The organism is Micromonospora sp. CNZ303, from assembly GCF_004345505.1.
Window position 1 is genome coordinate 1 of sequence record NZ_SLVT01000008.1, and the last position, 16482, is coordinate 16482.

The 16482-nt window shown below is 70.5% G+C and carries 19 protein-coding genes and 1 pseudogene; 10 read left to right on the forward strand and 10 right to left on the reverse strand.

Features of this window, described 5'->3' with window-relative positions:
- Together EV374_RS14570 and EV374_RS14575 are read left to right on the forward strand one after the other, a co-directional pair.
- Positions 1-1044: molybdopterin dinucleotide binding domain-containing protein (locus EV374_RS14570; protein ID WP_165947785.1), on the forward strand; the 1044-nt coding region annotated here is incomplete at its 5' end.
- Between the two features lie 3 nt (positions 1045-1047).
- Positions 1048-1506, forward strand: coding sequence for a hypothetical protein (locus EV374_RS14575; protein WP_132235594.1), 459 nt, complete (start codon positions 1048-1050; stop codon positions 1504-1506).
- 19 nt (positions 1507-1525) lie between these two features.
- On the opposite strand, the gene EV374_RS14580 is transcribed toward EV374_RS14575, so the two are convergent.
- The 5 genes from EV374_RS14580 to EV374_RS14595 all read right to left on the reverse strand — a co-directional run bounded on the left by EV374_RS14580 (position 1526) and on the right by EV374_RS14595 (position 5283).
- Positions 1526-2626 carry an L-dopachrome tautomerase-related protein gene (locus EV374_RS14580; RefSeq protein WP_207914197.1) on the reverse strand — a complete coding sequence of 367 codons (1101 nt, stop codon included), beginning with the start codon at positions 2624-2626 and terminating at the stop codon, positions 1526-1528.
- Entirely contained in the window at positions 2623-3069 is a 447-nt protein-coding gene (locus tag EV374_RS14585) for a hypothetical protein (RefSeq protein WP_132235596.1), read from the reverse strand. Before EV374_RS14585 ends, EV374_RS14580 begins: the two co-directional genes overlap by 4 nt.
- 776 nt (positions 3070-3845) lie before the next feature.
- The gene (locus EV374_RS14590) at positions 3846-4244 is read right to left on the reverse strand and encodes a ChaB family protein (protein ID WP_132235598.1); all 399 of its coding nucleotides are present in this window, start codon (positions 4242-4244) and stop codon (positions 3846-3848) included.
- 326 nt (positions 4245-4570) lie between these two features.
- Positions 4571-4696, reverse strand: a complete 126-nt coding sequence (locus EV374_RS33405) for a hypothetical protein (RefSeq protein ID WP_486485755.1) — start codon at positions 4694-4696, stop codon at positions 4571-4573.
- 56 nt (positions 4697-4752) lie between these two features.
- Complete coding sequence (locus tag EV374_RS14595; RefSeq protein ID WP_207914199.1) at positions 4753-5283, reverse strand: hypothetical protein; 531 nt, start codon at positions 5281-5283, stop codon at positions 4753-4755.
- A gap of 159 nt (positions 5284-5442) precedes the next feature.
- On the opposite strand from EV374_RS14595, the gene EV374_RS14600 reads away from it, so the two are divergent.
- Entirely contained in the window at positions 5443-5850 is a 408-nt protein-coding gene (locus EV374_RS14600; RefSeq protein WP_132235600.1) for a four-helix bundle copper-binding protein, read from the forward strand.
- Positions 5851-5901: 51 nt separating this feature from the next.
- Here EV374_RS14600 and EV374_RS32540 read toward each other — a convergent pair whose 3' ends face one another.
- The 4 genes from EV374_RS32540 to EV374_RS14615 form a co-directional block, all read right to left on the reverse strand.
- Complete coding sequence (locus EV374_RS32540) at positions 5902-6060, reverse strand: hypothetical protein (protein WP_165947786.1); 159 nt, start codon at positions 6058-6060, stop codon at positions 5902-5904.
- Positions 6061-6312: 252 nt separating this feature from the next.
- The gene (locus EV374_RS14605; RefSeq protein ID WP_132235602.1) at positions 6313-7002 is read right to left on the reverse strand and encodes a DsbA family protein; all 690 of its coding nucleotides are present in this window, start codon (positions 7000-7002) and stop codon (positions 6313-6315) included.
- 72 nt (positions 7003-7074) lie between these two features.
- Positions 7075-8274: a zinc-dependent alcohol dehydrogenase gene (locus EV374_RS14610; protein ID WP_132235604.1), complete on the reverse strand. Its 1200-nt coding sequence runs from the start codon at positions 8272-8274 to the stop codon at positions 7075-7077.
- Between the two features lie 337 nt (positions 8275-8611).
- The gene (locus EV374_RS14615) at positions 8612-8935 is read right to left on the reverse strand and encodes a hypothetical protein (RefSeq protein WP_486485756.1); all 324 of its coding nucleotides are present in this window, start codon (positions 8933-8935) and stop codon (positions 8612-8614) included.
- 162 nt (positions 8936-9097) lie between these two features.
- On the opposite strand from EV374_RS14615, the gene EV374_RS14620 reads away from it, so the two are divergent.
- From EV374_RS14620 to EV374_RS14650, 6 genes and pseudogenes are all read left to right on the forward strand, one after another.
- Positions 9098-10309, forward strand: coding sequence for a low temperature requirement protein A (locus tag EV374_RS14620; RefSeq protein ID WP_165947787.1), 1212 nt, complete (start codon positions 9098-9100; stop codon positions 10307-10309).
- A gap of 279 nt (positions 10310-10588) precedes the next feature.
- Positions 10589-10807 (forward strand): annotated as a pseudogene (locus EV374_RS33410) (Clp protease N-terminal domain-containing protein); the annotation flags it as partial.
- A gap of 179 nt (positions 10808-10986) precedes the next feature.
- Positions 10987-11703 (forward strand): GAF and ANTAR domain-containing protein, encoded by a 717-nt coding sequence (locus EV374_RS14630; protein ID WP_132235608.1) that lies wholly within the window; start codon positions 10987-10989, stop codon positions 11701-11703.
- Between the two features lie 492 nt (positions 11704-12195).
- Complete coding sequence (locus EV374_RS14635; protein WP_132235610.1) at positions 12196-12537, forward strand: hypothetical protein; 342 nt, start codon at positions 12196-12198, stop codon at positions 12535-12537.
- Positions 12538-13733: 1196 nt separating this feature from the next.
- A complete protein-coding gene (locus EV374_RS14645; protein ID WP_132235614.1) occupies positions 13734-14399 on the forward strand; it encodes a hypothetical protein in 666 nt (221 codons plus the stop codon).
- Between the two features lie 70 nt (positions 14400-14469).
- The gene (locus EV374_RS14650) at positions 14470-15207 is read left to right on the forward strand and encodes a hypothetical protein (RefSeq protein WP_132235616.1); all 738 of its coding nucleotides are present in this window, start codon (positions 14470-14472) and stop codon (positions 15205-15207) included.
- Between the two features lie 159 nt (positions 15208-15366).
- Here EV374_RS14650 and EV374_RS32545 read toward each other — a convergent pair whose 3' ends face one another.
- On the reverse strand, positions 15367-15810 hold the full coding sequence (locus tag EV374_RS32545) for a hypothetical protein (protein WP_165947789.1): 444 nt from the start codon (positions 15808-15810) through the stop codon (positions 15367-15369).
- Between the two features lie 143 nt (positions 15811-15953).
- Here EV374_RS32545 and EV374_RS14655 point away from each other — a divergent pair, with 143 nt between their 5' ends.
- Positions 15954-16313: a hypothetical protein gene (locus tag EV374_RS14655; RefSeq protein WP_132235618.1), complete on the forward strand. Its 360-nt coding sequence runs from the start codon at positions 15954-15956 to the stop codon at positions 16311-16313.
- The last annotated feature ends 169 nt before the right edge of the window (positions 16314-16482 follow it).

Sequence of the window (16482 nt, forward strand, 5' to 3'; positions counted from 1 at the left end):
GTGCAGGACCTGTTCCTGACCGAGACCGCCGAACTGGCCGACGTGGTGCTGCCCGGTGCCACCTGGGGCGAGAAGACCGGCACGTTCACCAGCGTCGACCGCACCGTGCACATCTCCGACAAGGCCGTCGACCCACCGGGCGAGGCGAAGCCCGACCTGGACATCTTCCTCGACTACGCCCGGCGGATGGACTTCCGCGACCGCGACGGGCAACCGCTGATCCGGTGGACCGGGCCGGAGGAGGTGTTCGAGGCGTGGAAGGAGTGCTCGCGGGGGCGGCCGTGCGACTACACCGGCATCACCTACGCCAAGCTGCGCGGCGGCTCCGGCGTCCAGTGGCCCTGCACCGACGAGCACCCCGACGGCACCGAGCGCCTCTACAGCGACGGGCGCTTCCACACGGACCCGGACTACTGCGAGACGTACGGCCACGACCTCGCGACGGGGGCGGAATTCACCGAGCCGGAGTACCGGGCGAAGGAGCCACGCGGACGGGCGTTCCTGCACACCGTCGACTACCGGCCCTCGCCCGAGGTGACCGACGACGAGCATCCGCTGCTGCTCACCACCGGCCGCACCGTCTACCAGTTCCACACCCGCACCAAGACCGGCCGCGCCCCGCAACTCAACCAGGCGGCCCCGGACGTGTGGGTGGAACTCAACCCCGACGACGCGGCCCGGCTCGGCATCGCCGAGGGCGACCTGGTCGGCATCTCGTCCCCACGCGGCGCCATCCAGGCCCGCGCCCGGATCAGCGGCATCCGCCCGGGGGTCGTCTTCGTGCCGTTCCACTACGGCTGGTTCGACCAGGACCCGACCGACCGGACTCCCCGCGCCGCGAACGAGCTGACCATCACCGCCTGGGACCCGGCCTCCAAGCAGCCCCTCTTCAAGGTCGCCGCCGTCGCGGTGGCGAAACTCGCCGACAGCGGCGGTGTATTCGCACCGGCACCGACGGTCGGCGGCAGCGCGCCACCCCCGGAAACCGCCGTGCCCCCCACGGTCGGCGGGCCGGCCGCCCAGGCCACCAGCGGGAAGGAGTGAGCCGTGCACCTCGCCCACTACCTCGGTCTGCTGCACCGCACGCAGGTCAACCTCGCCGGCGCCTTCCGGCAGGTCGCCGACGCCCACGCCGAGGAACCCGACATCCAGCACCTCTGCCAGCAGCAGGCCGAGCGCTGTGACAACCACGCCGAGCAGCTGCACCCGTTCGCCGCCCGCTACTCCGAGGACGCCCCCACCGAACCGGACCGGCTGCACTCGCAACTGTTCACCGGCACCCGCACCGGCGGCATCGGTCTCCTCCGTGACCTGCACGACCTCTACCTGATGGCCGCCGAGTGCGACATCGCCTGGACCGTCGTCGGCCAGGCCGCCTACGGCGCCCGCGACGAGGACCTGCTCGCCGTCGTGCGGCGCTGCGAGGGTGAGACGGCGATCCAGCTCAAGTGGCTGCGCACCCGGATGAAGGCCGCCGCACCCCAGGCGCTCGTCGTCGCCGACTGACAGAGGGAGGCGGGCCCGGTCAGCGCAGCAGGACCGGGCCCGCGTCGATCCGGATCCGGAACAGCACGTACGGCTTGCGCCGCAGGTCCTGCCCGCGCTGGTACTTCGCCTGGCGGTGCAGTTGGTTGGCGGTGACGTACAGGTGCCCGTCGGTGGCCACCGACATGGTGTCCGGCCACAGCAGCCGCGGGTCGTGGACCAGCGTCTCGTACTCGCGGTCACTGCGGCGGCGCAACACCGCGTCGTGCTCGTAGGAGGTGAGGTAGAGCCGGCCGGTGTCGTCGGTCTCCAGGCCGTCGGAGCCGCCTCCCTTGTCGCCCTCGTCGCGTACCGTCGCGGCGACCTCGTCGTCGCCGACCGTGCGGTCGGCCAGGGCGTCGGTGGCGACGCTGTACCAGCGGCGCGACGCCAGCGGGCAGTAGTAGACGCGGGCGCCATCGGCGGCGATGGCGATGCCGTCACAGCCCATACTCACCGGTATCGGATCGCCGTCGGCGGGCCGTTCGAGGAACGGCCGGCCCTCGACCACCGGCCGGAACGTCTCCAGCGGCTCCGCCTTCGTCGACGGGTGCTCGTGCAGCCGCCGCCACGACTCCCCGGTGGCCAGGTCCACCACGATGATCCCGTTCGGGCCGGAGTCGGAGGAGTCGGTGATGTAGGCGACGCCGGCCTCACCGCGGCGCAGGTCGAAGCGGACGTCGTTGAGATAGGTGCTGGACAGCGCCACGTCGGTCGGGAAGGTGATCACCTGGGCGACGGTGTCGGTGTCCAGGTCGACGCGGACGAGCTTCGGTCCGCCCGGCTTCGTGGGCTGGAACATCGGGCTGCCGGTGTCGAGCACCCACAGCCGGTCGGCGGGGTCGACCACGATGCTCTGCACCGACACGAAGGCATGTGCGTCGTCGTCGGCCGACGGGCTGTTCCACGCCTGGTCGGGAAACGGCACCTCGGCGCCGTCGCGCAGCTCGACCACGGTGGCGGGCACCTCGTCGCCCCACTTCGGGAAGTTCACGAAGATCCGGCCGGTGTGGGAGACGCTCACACCGGTGGGCATCGGCCCGGTGAAGGTGTGCACCACCTCCAACTCGCCGACCGGCTCGTCGCCCACCGGGCCGGTCACCGCAGGGCCTTCAGGGCGACGGCGGTGACCGCGCCGTAGGCCAGGTGCGGGACGAGGTCGGTCACCCAGTCGGCAGCCGACCACGACCGCGGGTCGGTGACCTTCAGCGCGGTCATGGGAGCGTTGGAGGCGAGCATCGCCAGCCCGGTCAACGCCAGCGCCGACACCGGAGTCGACAGCCGCCGGCCACCGGCCGCAGTGAAGATTGCGGCGGCGGCCACGGAGGTCGCGTAGCCGAGCAGCGGTCCGAGTCCGGACTTGCGGGTCTCAACGGTCTGCTGGTTGCCAAGGTCGACATGGGCCAGGTCGGCCAACCGGCCGACGCTGTCCTCCCCGGCGCTGCTGGCCGGCCGGGCCCGCACCGCCATGTCCAGGTAGGTGACGGCGTTCAACGCGGACGCACCGGCCGCGCCGGCGATCAAGGCTCTACTGGTCGGCGTCATCCACGTCTGCTACCCCACCGGGCGACGATGACACCCGCGTCCGCCCGCAGTCATCACAAGCCGTGCGCACCGTCCCGGTTCGCACCACGGCACGTGGCCGCAGTGACGGCGGCGGCGGATCTCGACCAGGCACTCTTCGCGGCTGAGCACTCTGTCCTGAGCCGGTTGACGTTCCGGTGGTGCGCTTTAAGCATCGGGTTCGACCCGCTGTCGACCCGAGGCCACCGGCCCCGCACCGGCAACGTCACCAGGGCAGGGCGTACCGAGGTGAGTGCCGTGCGGACGGGTGACCGCCTCCGAACTCGCCGGGCTGCCCGAGGTGCCCCGCCTACGCGGTCGCCGCGCTCGGGGTGTCCGGTCCACCACCGGACGTGGTGCTCTCCGGCACCAACCAGAGCGCGAACGCCGTCAAGCGATCCTGCACCCGGGACGGTGGGCGCGGCGCCGACCGCGGCGAACAACGGCGACCCGCGCTTTGGCGGTGTCGCTGAACATGCTGTCCGCAGCGGCGGCGAGCGAGGGCAGCGGCGGCGCCGCGAGGGCCGTGCTGGAGACGGTCGACGAACAGTTTCGGCACTGGTCGACCGCCGACCTGGCGAGCCGTCTGCTGCCGTGGCTGCTGGACGCGCAGCCCGGCACGGTGCAACCTCAACGTTCCGGTCTGCCGGCCGGTGCGGGAGACGCCGTCGGTAGGGGATCGCCGGCCCCGCCGCTCCGGCCGAGCCTGTGTCTACCGGCGGCGGTGGTCCTCGGCGGGGACGCCCTCCTGGTTCCGACTAGGTGCCGCGGGCCTTGCGGGTGCTGCCGTTGTTGGCCTTGCGGATGGCGTCGACGAGGGCGGCCTTGTTCATCCGGGACCGGCCACGGATGTCGAGCTTCCTCGCCAGGTCCATCAGGTGTTCCTTGCTGGCGTTGGCGTCGACCCCACCGGCGGTCCTGCCGGAGGATCCGCGGCCGCCGGCGGCCTTCTTGTCGCTCGGTCCCTTCCTGCCCTTGGCCTCCCAGTGGTCGCCCACCTTCTCGAAGGAGTGCTTGACGGCCGCGAACGCCGTCCGGTGAGCGCGCTCACCCTCGCCGTACGAGTCGACCGCCGAGTCGTGCGCCTTGGCATAGGTGTCCTGCGCCTTCCTCGGCGAACGCCTCAGGGTGCTGGGCATGTCCTTGCGTGCCGGCATCGTCACTCTCCCTCCCGTCGGCCTGTCGATGACGTGCCCGCGCGGTCACCACACCAAACACCCTTTCGGCGGGTCAGGGGCTGCGGCTCCCCTTCGCGCTTCTGCGGCTCGCGAGGGCAAGGGCGGCAGCAGGACACCGCTCACAACAGTGAGGAGACTGCTCATACGGATCAGGTACGAACTGACGGGCTACGACCCCTCGTGCTGCAGAACGCCGGTCCCGACCCCGACGGCTTCCTCGACTCCTACCGCGACACCTCGCCGACCGCCTCCGCGCTCGGTCGATCAGGAGGCCCCCTGTCCTTCGCCTCCCCGCTGAGCCGAGGTCACGGCTTCGCGTCGTCAGCAGACCGCCGTGCCTGCTCCTCGTCGCGTTGGCGGCTGAGGAAGAACGCGCCGAGCGCGCCGGCGAGGGTGCCGAAGACCACCACGGAGTACGCGGCTAGGACCAACTCCAGGACCTGGGAGAAGGTGTCGGTGGCGGCGAGCGGCTCACCGGTGATGGTGGTCAGGGCGACGTCGTGCAGGGCCCGCCCATACCCCGGGTAGGAGCCACTGACGACCAGCAGTTGCCCGGCGGCGAGGATGATCGCATGGTGACCACCGCGAGCCAGGCCAACCGGTCCGTCAGCAGCCGGCCCGCCGAGCGGGAGCCGCGGACAGCAGCGGCGACCACGCCGGTGCCGCGCGCGGCCCGCAGCGCGGTGGCGGCCCGGGCGAACCGCAGGAAGGGTACGGCCAGGAAGATCACCTGCCACCAGTTGCGCTTCCAGAACTCCCGGGCGCAGCGGCGGGCCAGCCAGCCGCGCAACGCGAACTCGGCGACGAAGACCGCCCACAGCACCCAACTGGCGACGGTGAGCACGGTGGCGAGGGGTCCGTCGCGGGTGAGGGCCTGACCGAGCACCAGCAGCAGGAACAGCAGGCCGAGGACGCCCATCGGCTTGTCCAGCCGGCGGGCGAGACCGTTGAGCCGGGCGTCGTCCTCGGCCTGCCGTGCCCGAGGCCCACTCGCCTCTGGGCGGGTGTGGTCGGTCATCGTCCGGCCCGGCGGCTCACGCCAGCCCGGATGCTTCGGGTCGGCTCGGCATGGGCAACCCGGTACCCGCTGGCCCGCCGGTCACACCGCCGCCGTCGCCCCGGTGTGTGCCGGGGCTCCTCGGGTACGGCGGAGGGAACCAAGGGAGAGGACAGCCTGATGCCGAGCACCACGATGCCGATGCTGGAGACGTACCCGAAGTCGATCAACCTGGACCGGGCGAAGCTCGCGGCGGCGATCGACGCCCTCAACGACTGCGCCCAGGCGTGCACCGCCTGCGCGGACGCCTGCCTGAGCGAGGACATGGTCGCCGAGCTGACCAAGTGTGTCCGGACGAACCTGGACTGCGCCGACATCTGCGCGACCACGGCCCGGGTACTGTCCCGGCACACCGGCTACGACGCGAACATCAGCCGCACCCTGCTGCAGGCGTGCGCCACCGCCTGCAAGTCCTGCGGCGACGAATGCGCCGGCCACGCCGACAAGCACGAGCACTGCCGCGTCTGCGCCGACGCCTGCCGCGCCTGCGAGCGGGCCTGCCGGGATCTGCTGGCCACGATCGGCTGACCACGTGAGCGGTGCCGACATCCTGAGAGGTGCCGGCACCGCTCGCGTCCGTTATCGCTTGGCCTCGTGCTTGGCCATCTGGGGTCGTTCGCCCTTGCCGACCTTGCGCAGCGCGGCGCGCAGCTGCTCCTCGGTCATCTTGGAGTTGCCCTCGATACCCGCGTCGTGGGCCTGCTGCCGAAGATCGTGCAGGCGTTCCCGATCACCCATGTCGTCCTCCCCGTGGATGCGACGGCGCTGGCGTTTCCACGCCCCTGTCGTCCGCCGCCTTCCCGTGCGGCGGCGGACGCAAACGGGGTACAGCCGGTGTCCCGTCCCGGCGGCGCGTCATACGTCGCCCGCAGGATCGGCGTTGACCGGCCCGAGAACGCGAGCGGGGACGACGAGGTACGGACGATCGGGAAGGCCAACGTCCGCGCCACCGCCTGGGCCCGCGAAAAGTGGTACGGCGGGCCGACGGGCCTATCCGGCGGTGGCGGCGGCGCGGGCGACGAGGTCGGCGAAGACCGCCGGCTCGTCGGCGTCGACGACGGGGAACCCGGTACCGGGCTCACCTACCCAGTGCATGGTGATGCCGGGGTTGTGGACCTGGTGGCCGTCGGCGAAGAACAGGTGTGGGCTGCCCTGCACGTCGTCGCGGTGCCGCTGGTAGTCGCGCATCATCGCGTGCCTGGCCCGGCCGGTGTCGAGGGCGTCGGCGAGCCGGGAGGTGTCGAGGCTGGGGCAGCCGTCGGCGATGTCGAGGATCTCGTGGCGCAGGGAGATGCAGCGGCTGTCGCGGAAGAACGCCATCCGCAGCGCGAGGTCGAGGTCCTCGGCGGCGGCTGGGGACTGTTCCTTGGCGGCATGCACGGCCTCGTTGGGCAGCAGGGTGGTGACCGGCCACGTCGCGGGGTCGGCCTGCCAGGGTTTGAACTTGAGGTCGGGTTCGAGCGCGCCGAGCACGGGCACCTCGGCTTCCAGGTACCGCTTGGGGATCGGGAACCGGTTGAGGTCCTCCAGCAGGAACAGCCGGTGGTCGAGGTGAACCCGGTCGTCGAGGCCGGCCTCGGCGCGGGCGCGCAGCAGCCGCACGATCGCGATCGTGGACCAGCCGCACGCCACGTCGGTGTAGATGACGATGGTTCCGGGGGCCACCTCAGGGCGCGCCATGTCGTCTCCTCTGTCGGTGGTGAGGGCGCGGCGCCGACCGGGGCCGGCGCCGCGCGCGAGGTGGTCGGTGGTTCAGGTGGTGAGGGCGACCTTCAGCCAGCCCGGTTCGCGGTCCTGGAACTGGCGGTACGCCTCGAGCACGTCACCCATCGGCTCGTGCTCGGTGAGCAGCTTCGCCGGGTCGACGGTGCCGTTGGTGACCAGGCGCAGCAGCTCCGGGATGTACCTGCGGTGGTGGCAGTTGCCGCTGCGGACGGTGAGGTTCTTCATCATCGCCTCGCCGAACGGCCAGGTGGTGACGTTCTGCGGGTAAACGCCGATGACCCCGAGGGTGCCGGCCTTGGCCACGGCCTGCACGGCCCACTGGGCGGCGAGGCTGGGTGCGTCACCCGGAGCCCAGGCCGGGTCCGTCTCCGGGGCGACCTGTTGGACCTCCTGGTCGAACTGCTGCGCCTGCTGGTCGGCCTGTTCGGTGGCGGGGCCTTCGGCGGGCCGTTCGGCGTCCACGCCGACGGCGTCGATGACCTTGTCGACACCGATGCCGCCGGTCATCTCGACGATGGCCTGCACCGGATCCTCGGCGTTGAAGTTCACCACCTCGGCGTGCTGCGCGCGGGCCATGGCCAGCCGGTCCTCCAGCCCGTCCACGGCGATCACCCGGCCGGCGCCCTGCAGGTAGGCCGACAGGACGGCGAGCTGCCCGACCGGTCCCGCGCCGAACACGGCCACGGTCTCGCCCGGCCGGACATCGGCCAGGCGGGCGCCGAACCAGGCGGTGGGCCAGATGTCCGACAGCATGATCGCCTGCTCGTCGCCGACCTCGTCGGGGATCGGCACCAGGCCGACGTTCGCGAACGGCACCCGGGCGTACTCGGCCTGCAGGCCGTCGAACCCGCCGGCCGCCTCCGGGCCGCCGAAGAAGGCGGTGCCGGCGCGCTTGCCACCGGGGTTGGCGTTGTCGCACTGGGCGAAGTACCCGGCCCGGCAGTACGAGCAATAGCCGCAGGCGATGGTCGACGGGACGATCACCCGGTCCCCCGGGGACAGATTGCGGACCCCGGGGCCGACCTCGACGACCTCCCCGACGGCCTCGTGCCCGAGGACGACGCCGGGACGCAGCCCGGGCATCGTGCCCCGGACCATGTGCAGGTCCGTACCGCAGATCGCGCTGGTGGTGATCTTCACGATCGCGTCGGCCGGATCCTGGATCTTCGGGTCGGGTACGTCGGAGAACCGGATGTCCCCGACGCCGTGCCACGTGACGGCCTTCATCGGATGTCCCTTCGTCGGCTTCCCCACTGACCTACCCGGTGTCATCCGACGAAACCGCCAATACCGCCGCCCAGGTTTCCGCGGGATACGTGGGGTTACCACCCGAACGGGACGAGGAACGACCGCCAACCGTTGAGGGGACCCGCCATGGCCCGACCCAGGATCGTCATCGTCTGCGCGGGGCCGCTGAACCCTCCTGTGCCGGGCGATGTCGGCGCCCTGGGGCACCTGCCGGGTCTGCTGCTGCGCGTGGCGGAGATCGCGACATCCGACTGATGCGTCCCGTAGCAAAACCGCCCGCCGCCTCAAGGACGGCGGGCGGCTGAGACCTCTTGGGTCACCCGTCGCGGGTGGCACGATCGCGGTCGGCCTCGGCGTCCGCCGTCCCGACCGGAGTGCCGTCGCCGTCGCGGGTGGCCCCGGACAGATCCACGTCGGCACCGGCCCGGGCGGCGTCCGCCGCCGCGTCGTCCGCGCCGACGACCTCCCCGCCGGAGGTGGCCCCATCGCCGTCGTCCTCGGTCAACCGCCCAGCGGCGGCCAACCCGATCGCTACGTATCTGGGCTCGGTCATCTCGTCCTCCTCAGCAACAACGACCTCCTCTTCCGCTACCCCGGGTCGCTCCGGGCACACCGCCTTCACGCGCTGTCTCCGTGGCATGCCGCAACCTCTCGCCGCCGCGCTCGGATCTCCCTACCGCCTTCCAATCGCTTGTCGACGGAGCGGCTCCCGTACACCCGGTGACCAATGACGGGGTGTCCTCCGAGTGGAGGGCCTCCAATCGCAGGTCAGGAAGGTGATGCGGGGGTGAGCATGGGTGGCATGGGGCTTCGGGGAGGCGGCGGGCGGGACCTGCTGCAACGTCGCGAGGACGTCCGGCAGGCGAACTTCCTGGAACTCTTCGTCGACCTCGTGCTCGTCTTCGCCCTCTCCCGAGTCGTCAGCCGGGTGCTACGGGACGCCACCGCAGAGGACCCGGTGGTGCAGTGGCGGTCGCTGGCGTACCTGCTGGTGCTGTCCCTGCCGCTGATCTGGTTGTGGATCACCACCGCGCACATCACCAGCTGGTTCGACCCCCGCCGCCGCAAGGTCCAGTGGATCGTGCTCGCCAGCGCGTTCGGCATGCTGATCATGGCCTCGTCCCTGCCGTACGCGTTCACCGGGAAGGGCTGGTCCTTCGCGCTGCCGTACGTGGTCCTGCACTGCGCCCGTCCGCTGATCCTGCTGCCCAGCCTGCGCGGGCACGCCCTGCGCGACCTCTACATCCGGTCGATCCCCTGGTGCGCGGTCGGGGCGGGCATCTGGGTGGGCGGCGCGCTCGTCGGCGGTGACGCGCGAGCCGCCCTCTGGGGACTCGCCGTCACGGTCGACATCGTCGCCGCCCAACTACGCTGGCCGGTATCCGGCCGGCCCCGCCTCCCGGTCAGCCCGTGGGCGATGGACAGCGGTCACCACCTGCCCGAGCGCTACCAGCAGCTGCTGATGATCGCCCTCGGCGAGACCGTCCTGGCCGTCGGCCTCACCTTCACCGACCTGCCGGACACCACGGCCACGTGGGCGGCGCTGGTGGTGGCGTACCTGTCGACGGTGTTGCTCTGGCGCATCTACTTCTACCGCTCCGGCCAGGTCCTCGCCGAAGCGGTCGCCACCGCCGGAGACCGACTGGCCGCCGGACGCGCCACCGGCATCGCCCACGTCGTCATGGTCATCGGCATCGTCACCACCGCCGTCGGCTACGAGATCGCGCTCGAACACCCCGCCGGCCGACCCGAACCCGTGTGGCTCGCCGTGATCCTCGGCGGTCCCGCACTGTTCCTCTACGGCCGCATCCGCCTGGAACGGGTCGTGTTCGACCGGCTGTCGATCCGCCGGGTCGTCGCCATCGCCGCCCTCGCGGCCGCCGCCGTACCGCTGCACCGCGCCCCGCCACTGGCCGCTTCCGTCGCCGCCGCGTTCGTCCTGCTCGGCGTCGCTGTCGCCGACGCCCGGAACGCCGCTGGACGCCCGCCCGAGAAGCCCTCACCCGCGCACTGAACCCACGACCTCTGATGTTGTCGTTGTCCAACCCAGTCCCGCGCGCTGTTGAACGGGCGTACCAAACTCGCCGATGCACACGTGGTCAACGCCTGATGCTCGGGATCCGGGTCCTTCCCGGCCATAGGCGACCATGCGCTGAGCGACCGCATGTTCGGCCAGCTCGTAGATGAGGTGCGCGGTGCTCATGTAGACCTCGCCGCAGACGGTGATCAGCGGTGCCGGTCCCGCACCCCCCAGCGTCACCGTCATGATCGGTTCGCCGACCGGAGCGCGGCCGACCACGTTCCGGACCTCATCCCCTACGACGCGCGGGCCAAGAAGGTCCTGGAGCTCACCTTCCGCGAGGCGCTGCGACTGGGCCACAACTACGTCGGGACCGAGCACGTCCTGCTGGCGCTCCCCACCATCGATCCGCCTCGACATTTCGACCGTTTCGGCCCACGGGACTCCGCCCAGCCACGGCGAGTCACGGGGAGTACGATGAGAAGCATGTAGTCCACCTCCCGATGCCAGGGATGTGGCGAATCGGCGTCGAGCGAAAGACGTTGGTCCCGGCTCCGCCTGCGGTGGGTCCGTGCAGCAGCCCGCGGCGCGTGGGCTGCCATCCGCACGCCCCGCCTCACCCGGTTCTGGTGCTGGTTCTGTGGGCGTGCCGGTCGTGAGGACCTGACACCATGAGCCATCTGCCCACGGATGCCGCTGACGCCTTCGCCGAACTCGGCCGCATCAAGCCCGGCGAGACCAACGTCGATGACGTCCTGCAACGCGTCGCCGAACTGACCAAACGCGTCCTGCCCACGCCGGTGGAGGTATCCGTCACGCTCGTCCGCGACGGCACCGCGCACACCGCGGCGTTCACCGACGACCTGGCCCGCGACATGGACGAGCGGCAGTACACCCAGGGACGCGGCCCCTGCCTGGACGCCTCCACCAGCGGCGGCGTCGTTTCCATACCCGACCTCGCCGCCGAGGACCGCTGGCCGGACTGGGCCGAACGCGGGACGAAGGCGGGAGTGGGCAGCTCGATGTCAATCGGTCTGCCCATCCAGGACGCGATCGTCGGTGCGCTCAACGTCTACGCCCGCACCCCGCACGCCCTCGACGACGACGACACCCTGAGCGTGCTGCAAACCTTCGCTGCGTACGCCGCCGTCGCCCTGGCCAACGCGCACCTCTACGACAGCACCGCCACCCTCGCCCGGCAGATGCAGGAGGCGATGGCCGGCCGCGCGGCCATCGAGCAGGCCAAGGGCATCATCATGGCCGAACGCCGCTGCACCCCCGACGAGGCGTTCAAGATTCTCTCCAAGGTGTCACAGGACTCCAACCGCAAGGTCCGCGATGTGGCCCAAGCCCTGGTCGACCGGGCAGCCAAGGCGCCCGAGGCCTGAAGGGCTGCCCCGACCCTCGATCGGCTGTCAGTTAGCACTTCAGTTGATCTTCGGCAAGCGATCGCAGCAAGGCCGCGAAGCGACCGGCACACACAGGCAGAAAGCAGAAATCCCCAGGTCACCGACCTACGGACACCGGGGGAGCGTCGGCGGTGGCCTCGGCGCGCCGCCGGGCGGCCTCGGCCCAGACGAAGGCGAGAGACTGGGACGAGGACGTTGACCAGCTTGGCAAGGGCGAGTCAGGACGCATGCGCTGCGGCGCTTCTCCGCTACGGATTCGCCGCCAAGCGCAGAGGTCTTCTGCTTCAGACGAGTGGTTCCAGAGCAGCGTCGGGATGGCTGGGACTCAATCTCGCCACGTGGTCGCTACCTCAGGTCCTGCATATCAACCCCGTAGTCGGCGCCAGGCACGACTCCCTAGAAGCCATCCTGGTTCCCACTGCCGGTTGGCCGGCACCCGTAGCGTCGGTCAGCAGGCCCCTGGGCTACCTGATGCCGCAGAACACCTTCGTCCAGTGGGACTTCTCCGCGACTGGCGATCTGGCGGCGGTAGCGGAGGACCTTGCTGATGCAGTCGCGACCTACGGCCAGCCCTTCATCGACCACTGGTCGGACTGGAACACGTTCTCCCGTGAGATCGCCAGCTCTGATCTCCTCCTTGACAACGTCCGCTTCGTCATGTTGCCGGCCGTAGCCGCAGTCAACGGCAACTACGAGCTTGCGGACCGGCTGATCCGACAGGAACGCGAACGCACGGCAGGCGAGCAGGACGCCTACTCGAATGGGTATCGCGACTTCGCCGAGAAGTTCCGCAGGGCTGTTTTGACGCACTGATCTCGGCTACTTGTTTCATTGACGTGCGACCGGGGCCCGGCCAGGCTTCGGTCGAGGCGCCCGGGCTGTCGCTCTCATTTCGGCTGCCCATGCTGGTCGTGTGGCTCTCATTTGGCCTGCGCGGCCCGGGCGTCGCCCCAGGGCGGGGAGAGGCTCAAGAGGGGTTTGCTCGGCTCAAAGTAGCGTTGCCCTCCCGGCTCGACAAGGGAGTGGGTGCACCCCTGATGTTGCGGGGTGGCACGCCGACAAGCCCCGCGGGCGTGGGCCGCGGGGGTCGGGGGATCAGGGAGCGGGGTGGGAGCAGCCGGGTGTCCTGAACGGCGTTGAACTGCGCCCAACCGCACGCAGCGACCCTCAACGGCACCCGCGCCCACCTGCTGTTCTGCGTTTGTGCAGGTCAGGATCGGTGCAGCGTCCTGCTTCACACGGAGTGCTCCACGATTTTGGGCAGCAGTCGATCGCCCTCTATGTTCGCTGGCGGGGGAGTATGTGCAGGTCAATGCAGTAAGGAGCTGTTTGATGGCCCGCCCTTGCAAGTGGGAGCAGATTGGGTGCAGGTTGGCGAAGCGGTCACCGCGGCCGAAGTGCTCACCGACTCTGGACATAGCCGATGCTTTAACCTGCGGCGATGTAGGCGAGCGGTCCGGCCTGACCTCCCAGAGAAGACCGAAGTGGTCAGCGTTGGTTGCTCCCCACCTGACTGGTGCGGCTTCTCGTCCTGAGCCCACTGAAGCCGTCCACCGGGACCGTGCTGCATCGACGTGTGGCTTTGGGTCCGCCATGGCGGAGTCGGTAGGGATTCCGGCAGCTGAGACTCGAATCCCACCGGCGGTCCTCTGACCAGGGCTTCCTGGCCGGCAACCTCTTCGGCGGTGCTGAAGTGGTCAGGCAAGCCGCATTGGTCGGTGCTCGACCGGCCGTCGAACTTGCGCACGGAGCATGTTCTGGGCGCCGCAGGTAAGAGCAGTACCGCGAGTACATCGAGCGGCTCTGGTTCATGTCCGGCCTGCGCTGGATTGCGGGGCCGAGGACTGGGCCGAATTGAGTTCGATCGGCTTTGTGGGCTCGGGCAGGATGGCGGGGTGATCTGGGGGAGACGGGGCAGCGGGGTTCAGCGGTCGGGGGTTGCGGAGGTGGGGCCGCTCGGGGCGGTGCGGGTCGCGGTGGACGGTGCCGCTGGGGGCCGGTGGGAGGCGTTGAACCATCTGGTCGAGGTGCTGATCGAGGCCGATGCTGCCGGTGACGAGGTGGCGGCGCGATCGGCGTTGACGCTGGTGGCCGGCGTTGCGGGTTTGGTGGCCCGGCTGGACCGGCACGCGCGGCAGGCACCGTGGTATGGCCCGTACCAGGAGTCCGCATTGCGGCGGGTCGGGACACGTTTCTCGGTGGCGGCGTCGGGGCCTGTCGCGATGGCGCTGGCGAGCATGCACGGTGACGGGCGGATCCGGGAACGCGCGGTCGCGGCGATGGTCGATCGGCCATGCCCTGAGGTGATGCCGTTCCTGGTGCTGCGTACCGGTGATTGGGTCAAGCCGGTACGGGATCGGGCACGGGCCGGGCTGGCGTTGTTGCTCGCCGACGATCCGGGTGGCTATCTGCCGGCGGTGCTGCCGATGGCGTTGCGCCTCGACGCGCGCCGGCGAGGCGGCTTCGCCGTCACCCAGATACGGGCGGCGTTGCTGTCGGCGCCAGCGGAGGTGTGGCGCGGGCTGCTGGGAGCAGGTGGCCGCCGGCAGCGGAGGTTCGTGTTCGACATAGTCCTGGCCCAAGGGCTGGCTGCGTCTGCCCGACTACGTGACCTGCGCCGAGACCGACTCGGATGTGGGGATTCGGGTCCGGGCGGCGGACGCGGCCTGCCGTGAGGCGGTCTGGACCCGCCGGCATGACGTTCTGCGTCGCCTGGCCCGGTCGCTTCGTGCTGAGGTGCGGGTGATGGCGTTGACCGGCCTGGTCCGGGTCGGTCAGGACAGCGACGTTGCCGCATACCTGGACGATGACGCGCCGCTGGTCCGGGCGGTGGCCCGGGACGCGGCCCGCCGGCTCGGCATCGACGCCCGGAAGCATTACCGGACCGCGACCGGCGCCGGAGAACCGGCACTGGGTGCGATCGCTGGGCTTGCCGAGACCGGCTCGGCAGTGGATGTCCCGCTGCTGCGGCCGCTGCTTACCCACTCGCAAGCCAGGGTCCGTGCCCACGCGGTACGAGGCCTGCACCTGCTCGAGGCGGTTGTCGTGCACGAGGTGCTTCCGCTGCTACGGGACTCGTCGCCGGCGGTGGTCCGAGAGGTGACCACCGCCCTGCGGCCCTTGACCGGTGCCCTGCCGCCAGGCCTCCCGTGGCAGCTACTCGGGGACGCCCGAGTGGAGTTGCGTCGGGCCGGCTACCGCCTCCTGTGCGGCCACGGCGTCGACGTCCAGTTGCGTGCTGCCCTGATGCTCACCCTCGACCCGGACCCTCGCCTGGCCGAACGTGGCAAGGCCGACGTGACCCGCCTCGCCCGGGACGGCGCACGGAGCACCTGGCGTCGCACTCCACCACCCGAGCTGCCGGTCACCGCCGCGCAGCACGGCGAGCTGGCCGTGTTGGCGGCACAAGCGGCGGCGGCATTCGGCGAGGACACCAGCCGGATGCTCACTACCTGGCTGGCGCGTAGCCGTCCCGACGCATGAGTGCAGCGCCGCCGCTCACTAGCGCTCCGCAGTATTCGGCCGGCCGCCCCACCATCGCGCGGCGCCGGAGCCGCTCGCGGCGGGCGGGAGGCGATTCTCACCACCCGACGTGATTGGACTCCACGCCGCCACCGGTGGCTCGTTAGCCGCTGCCGGTGCTCAGTGGTCAGCGCCGGGCCGGTGCGCGGCGGCGATTCGACCACCGTCGAGCGTGACCGTTGTCGGTGGTACGCCCAGGCCTGGCCACTGCACCGTAAGCTGCAGCGAGTGCGCGGGTGGTCGCGGCCACAGCCACGCCCGGTGGTCGGCGACCACGAAGTCCCCCATGACGGTGGCGCCGTGCCAGTAGCCCACGAGAGTTGGCCCGTCGGGTCGCTGGTTGTCGGTATCCCTGGCCTTCGCCGAGATCACTGGTGGCTGGCCCGGCCAGGCGATGCTCAGCCGGAGCGCATCGGGGTGAAGTGGGCGGCGAACGGAGTGTCCGGGGAAGCTGAACCCGTGCTGTGCTACATCGCTGAACCTCGTCCATCCGGGCAGGTCCAGATCTGACCGCCGCGCATGGACGTTGAGGAGAATCAGGCACGCCGTCCGGTACACGGTCACCGCGGTCACGGTCAAGTCGAGACGGGCCGAGCGAAGGACGGCCTGGTCTACCGGCACCTGTACGCCGGGCTCGTCTGGCCACCGTACCCAGTCAGGGATGGACCACCGTGCTGGTGAGGTACGAAGTTCTACAGTGGATGAGATTGAGCTACCTCACCGAGCTTCCTCGTGTCGGTGGTAGCCCCGACCCGGTCGGTGGCCTTGTGCACGACGGCGTGCGGAACGCCTGGGATCCTTTCGGCAGGCCAGACCACGATCAGGTGTTCCTCGACCGGCTCGTCGTCTTCGCCCTTGGGGTCGTCTCGGGCGTCGTCGCGTCCGCGCGCGTGCAGCCGAAGCCAGTAGGCGCCCCCACCGGATGCGATGTCAACGGTGGCGGCACGCCTCGCGAGATTTTTTCTTGCTGCGGATGGGTGCTCGGGCGGTCGGCCGTCGTTGACCTTGGGCTGGCGCAGGGTGACAAGCGGGAGTCGGGACGTCGGCCGGGCGAGCATTGGCGGTGACGGCCGGGATTTCCACGCGTCTGACTTGCAGTCTGCTGGTCGCCCGGCCGGACGGGCGACCAGCAGACCGACGGCGTGCGGCGTAATCAGGAGTAGCGGTCGTTGCTGTACTTACCTGGGAGTCCTGATGGAGGGCTGAACGAGAGGGAACCGTGAGCGCTGTACGACG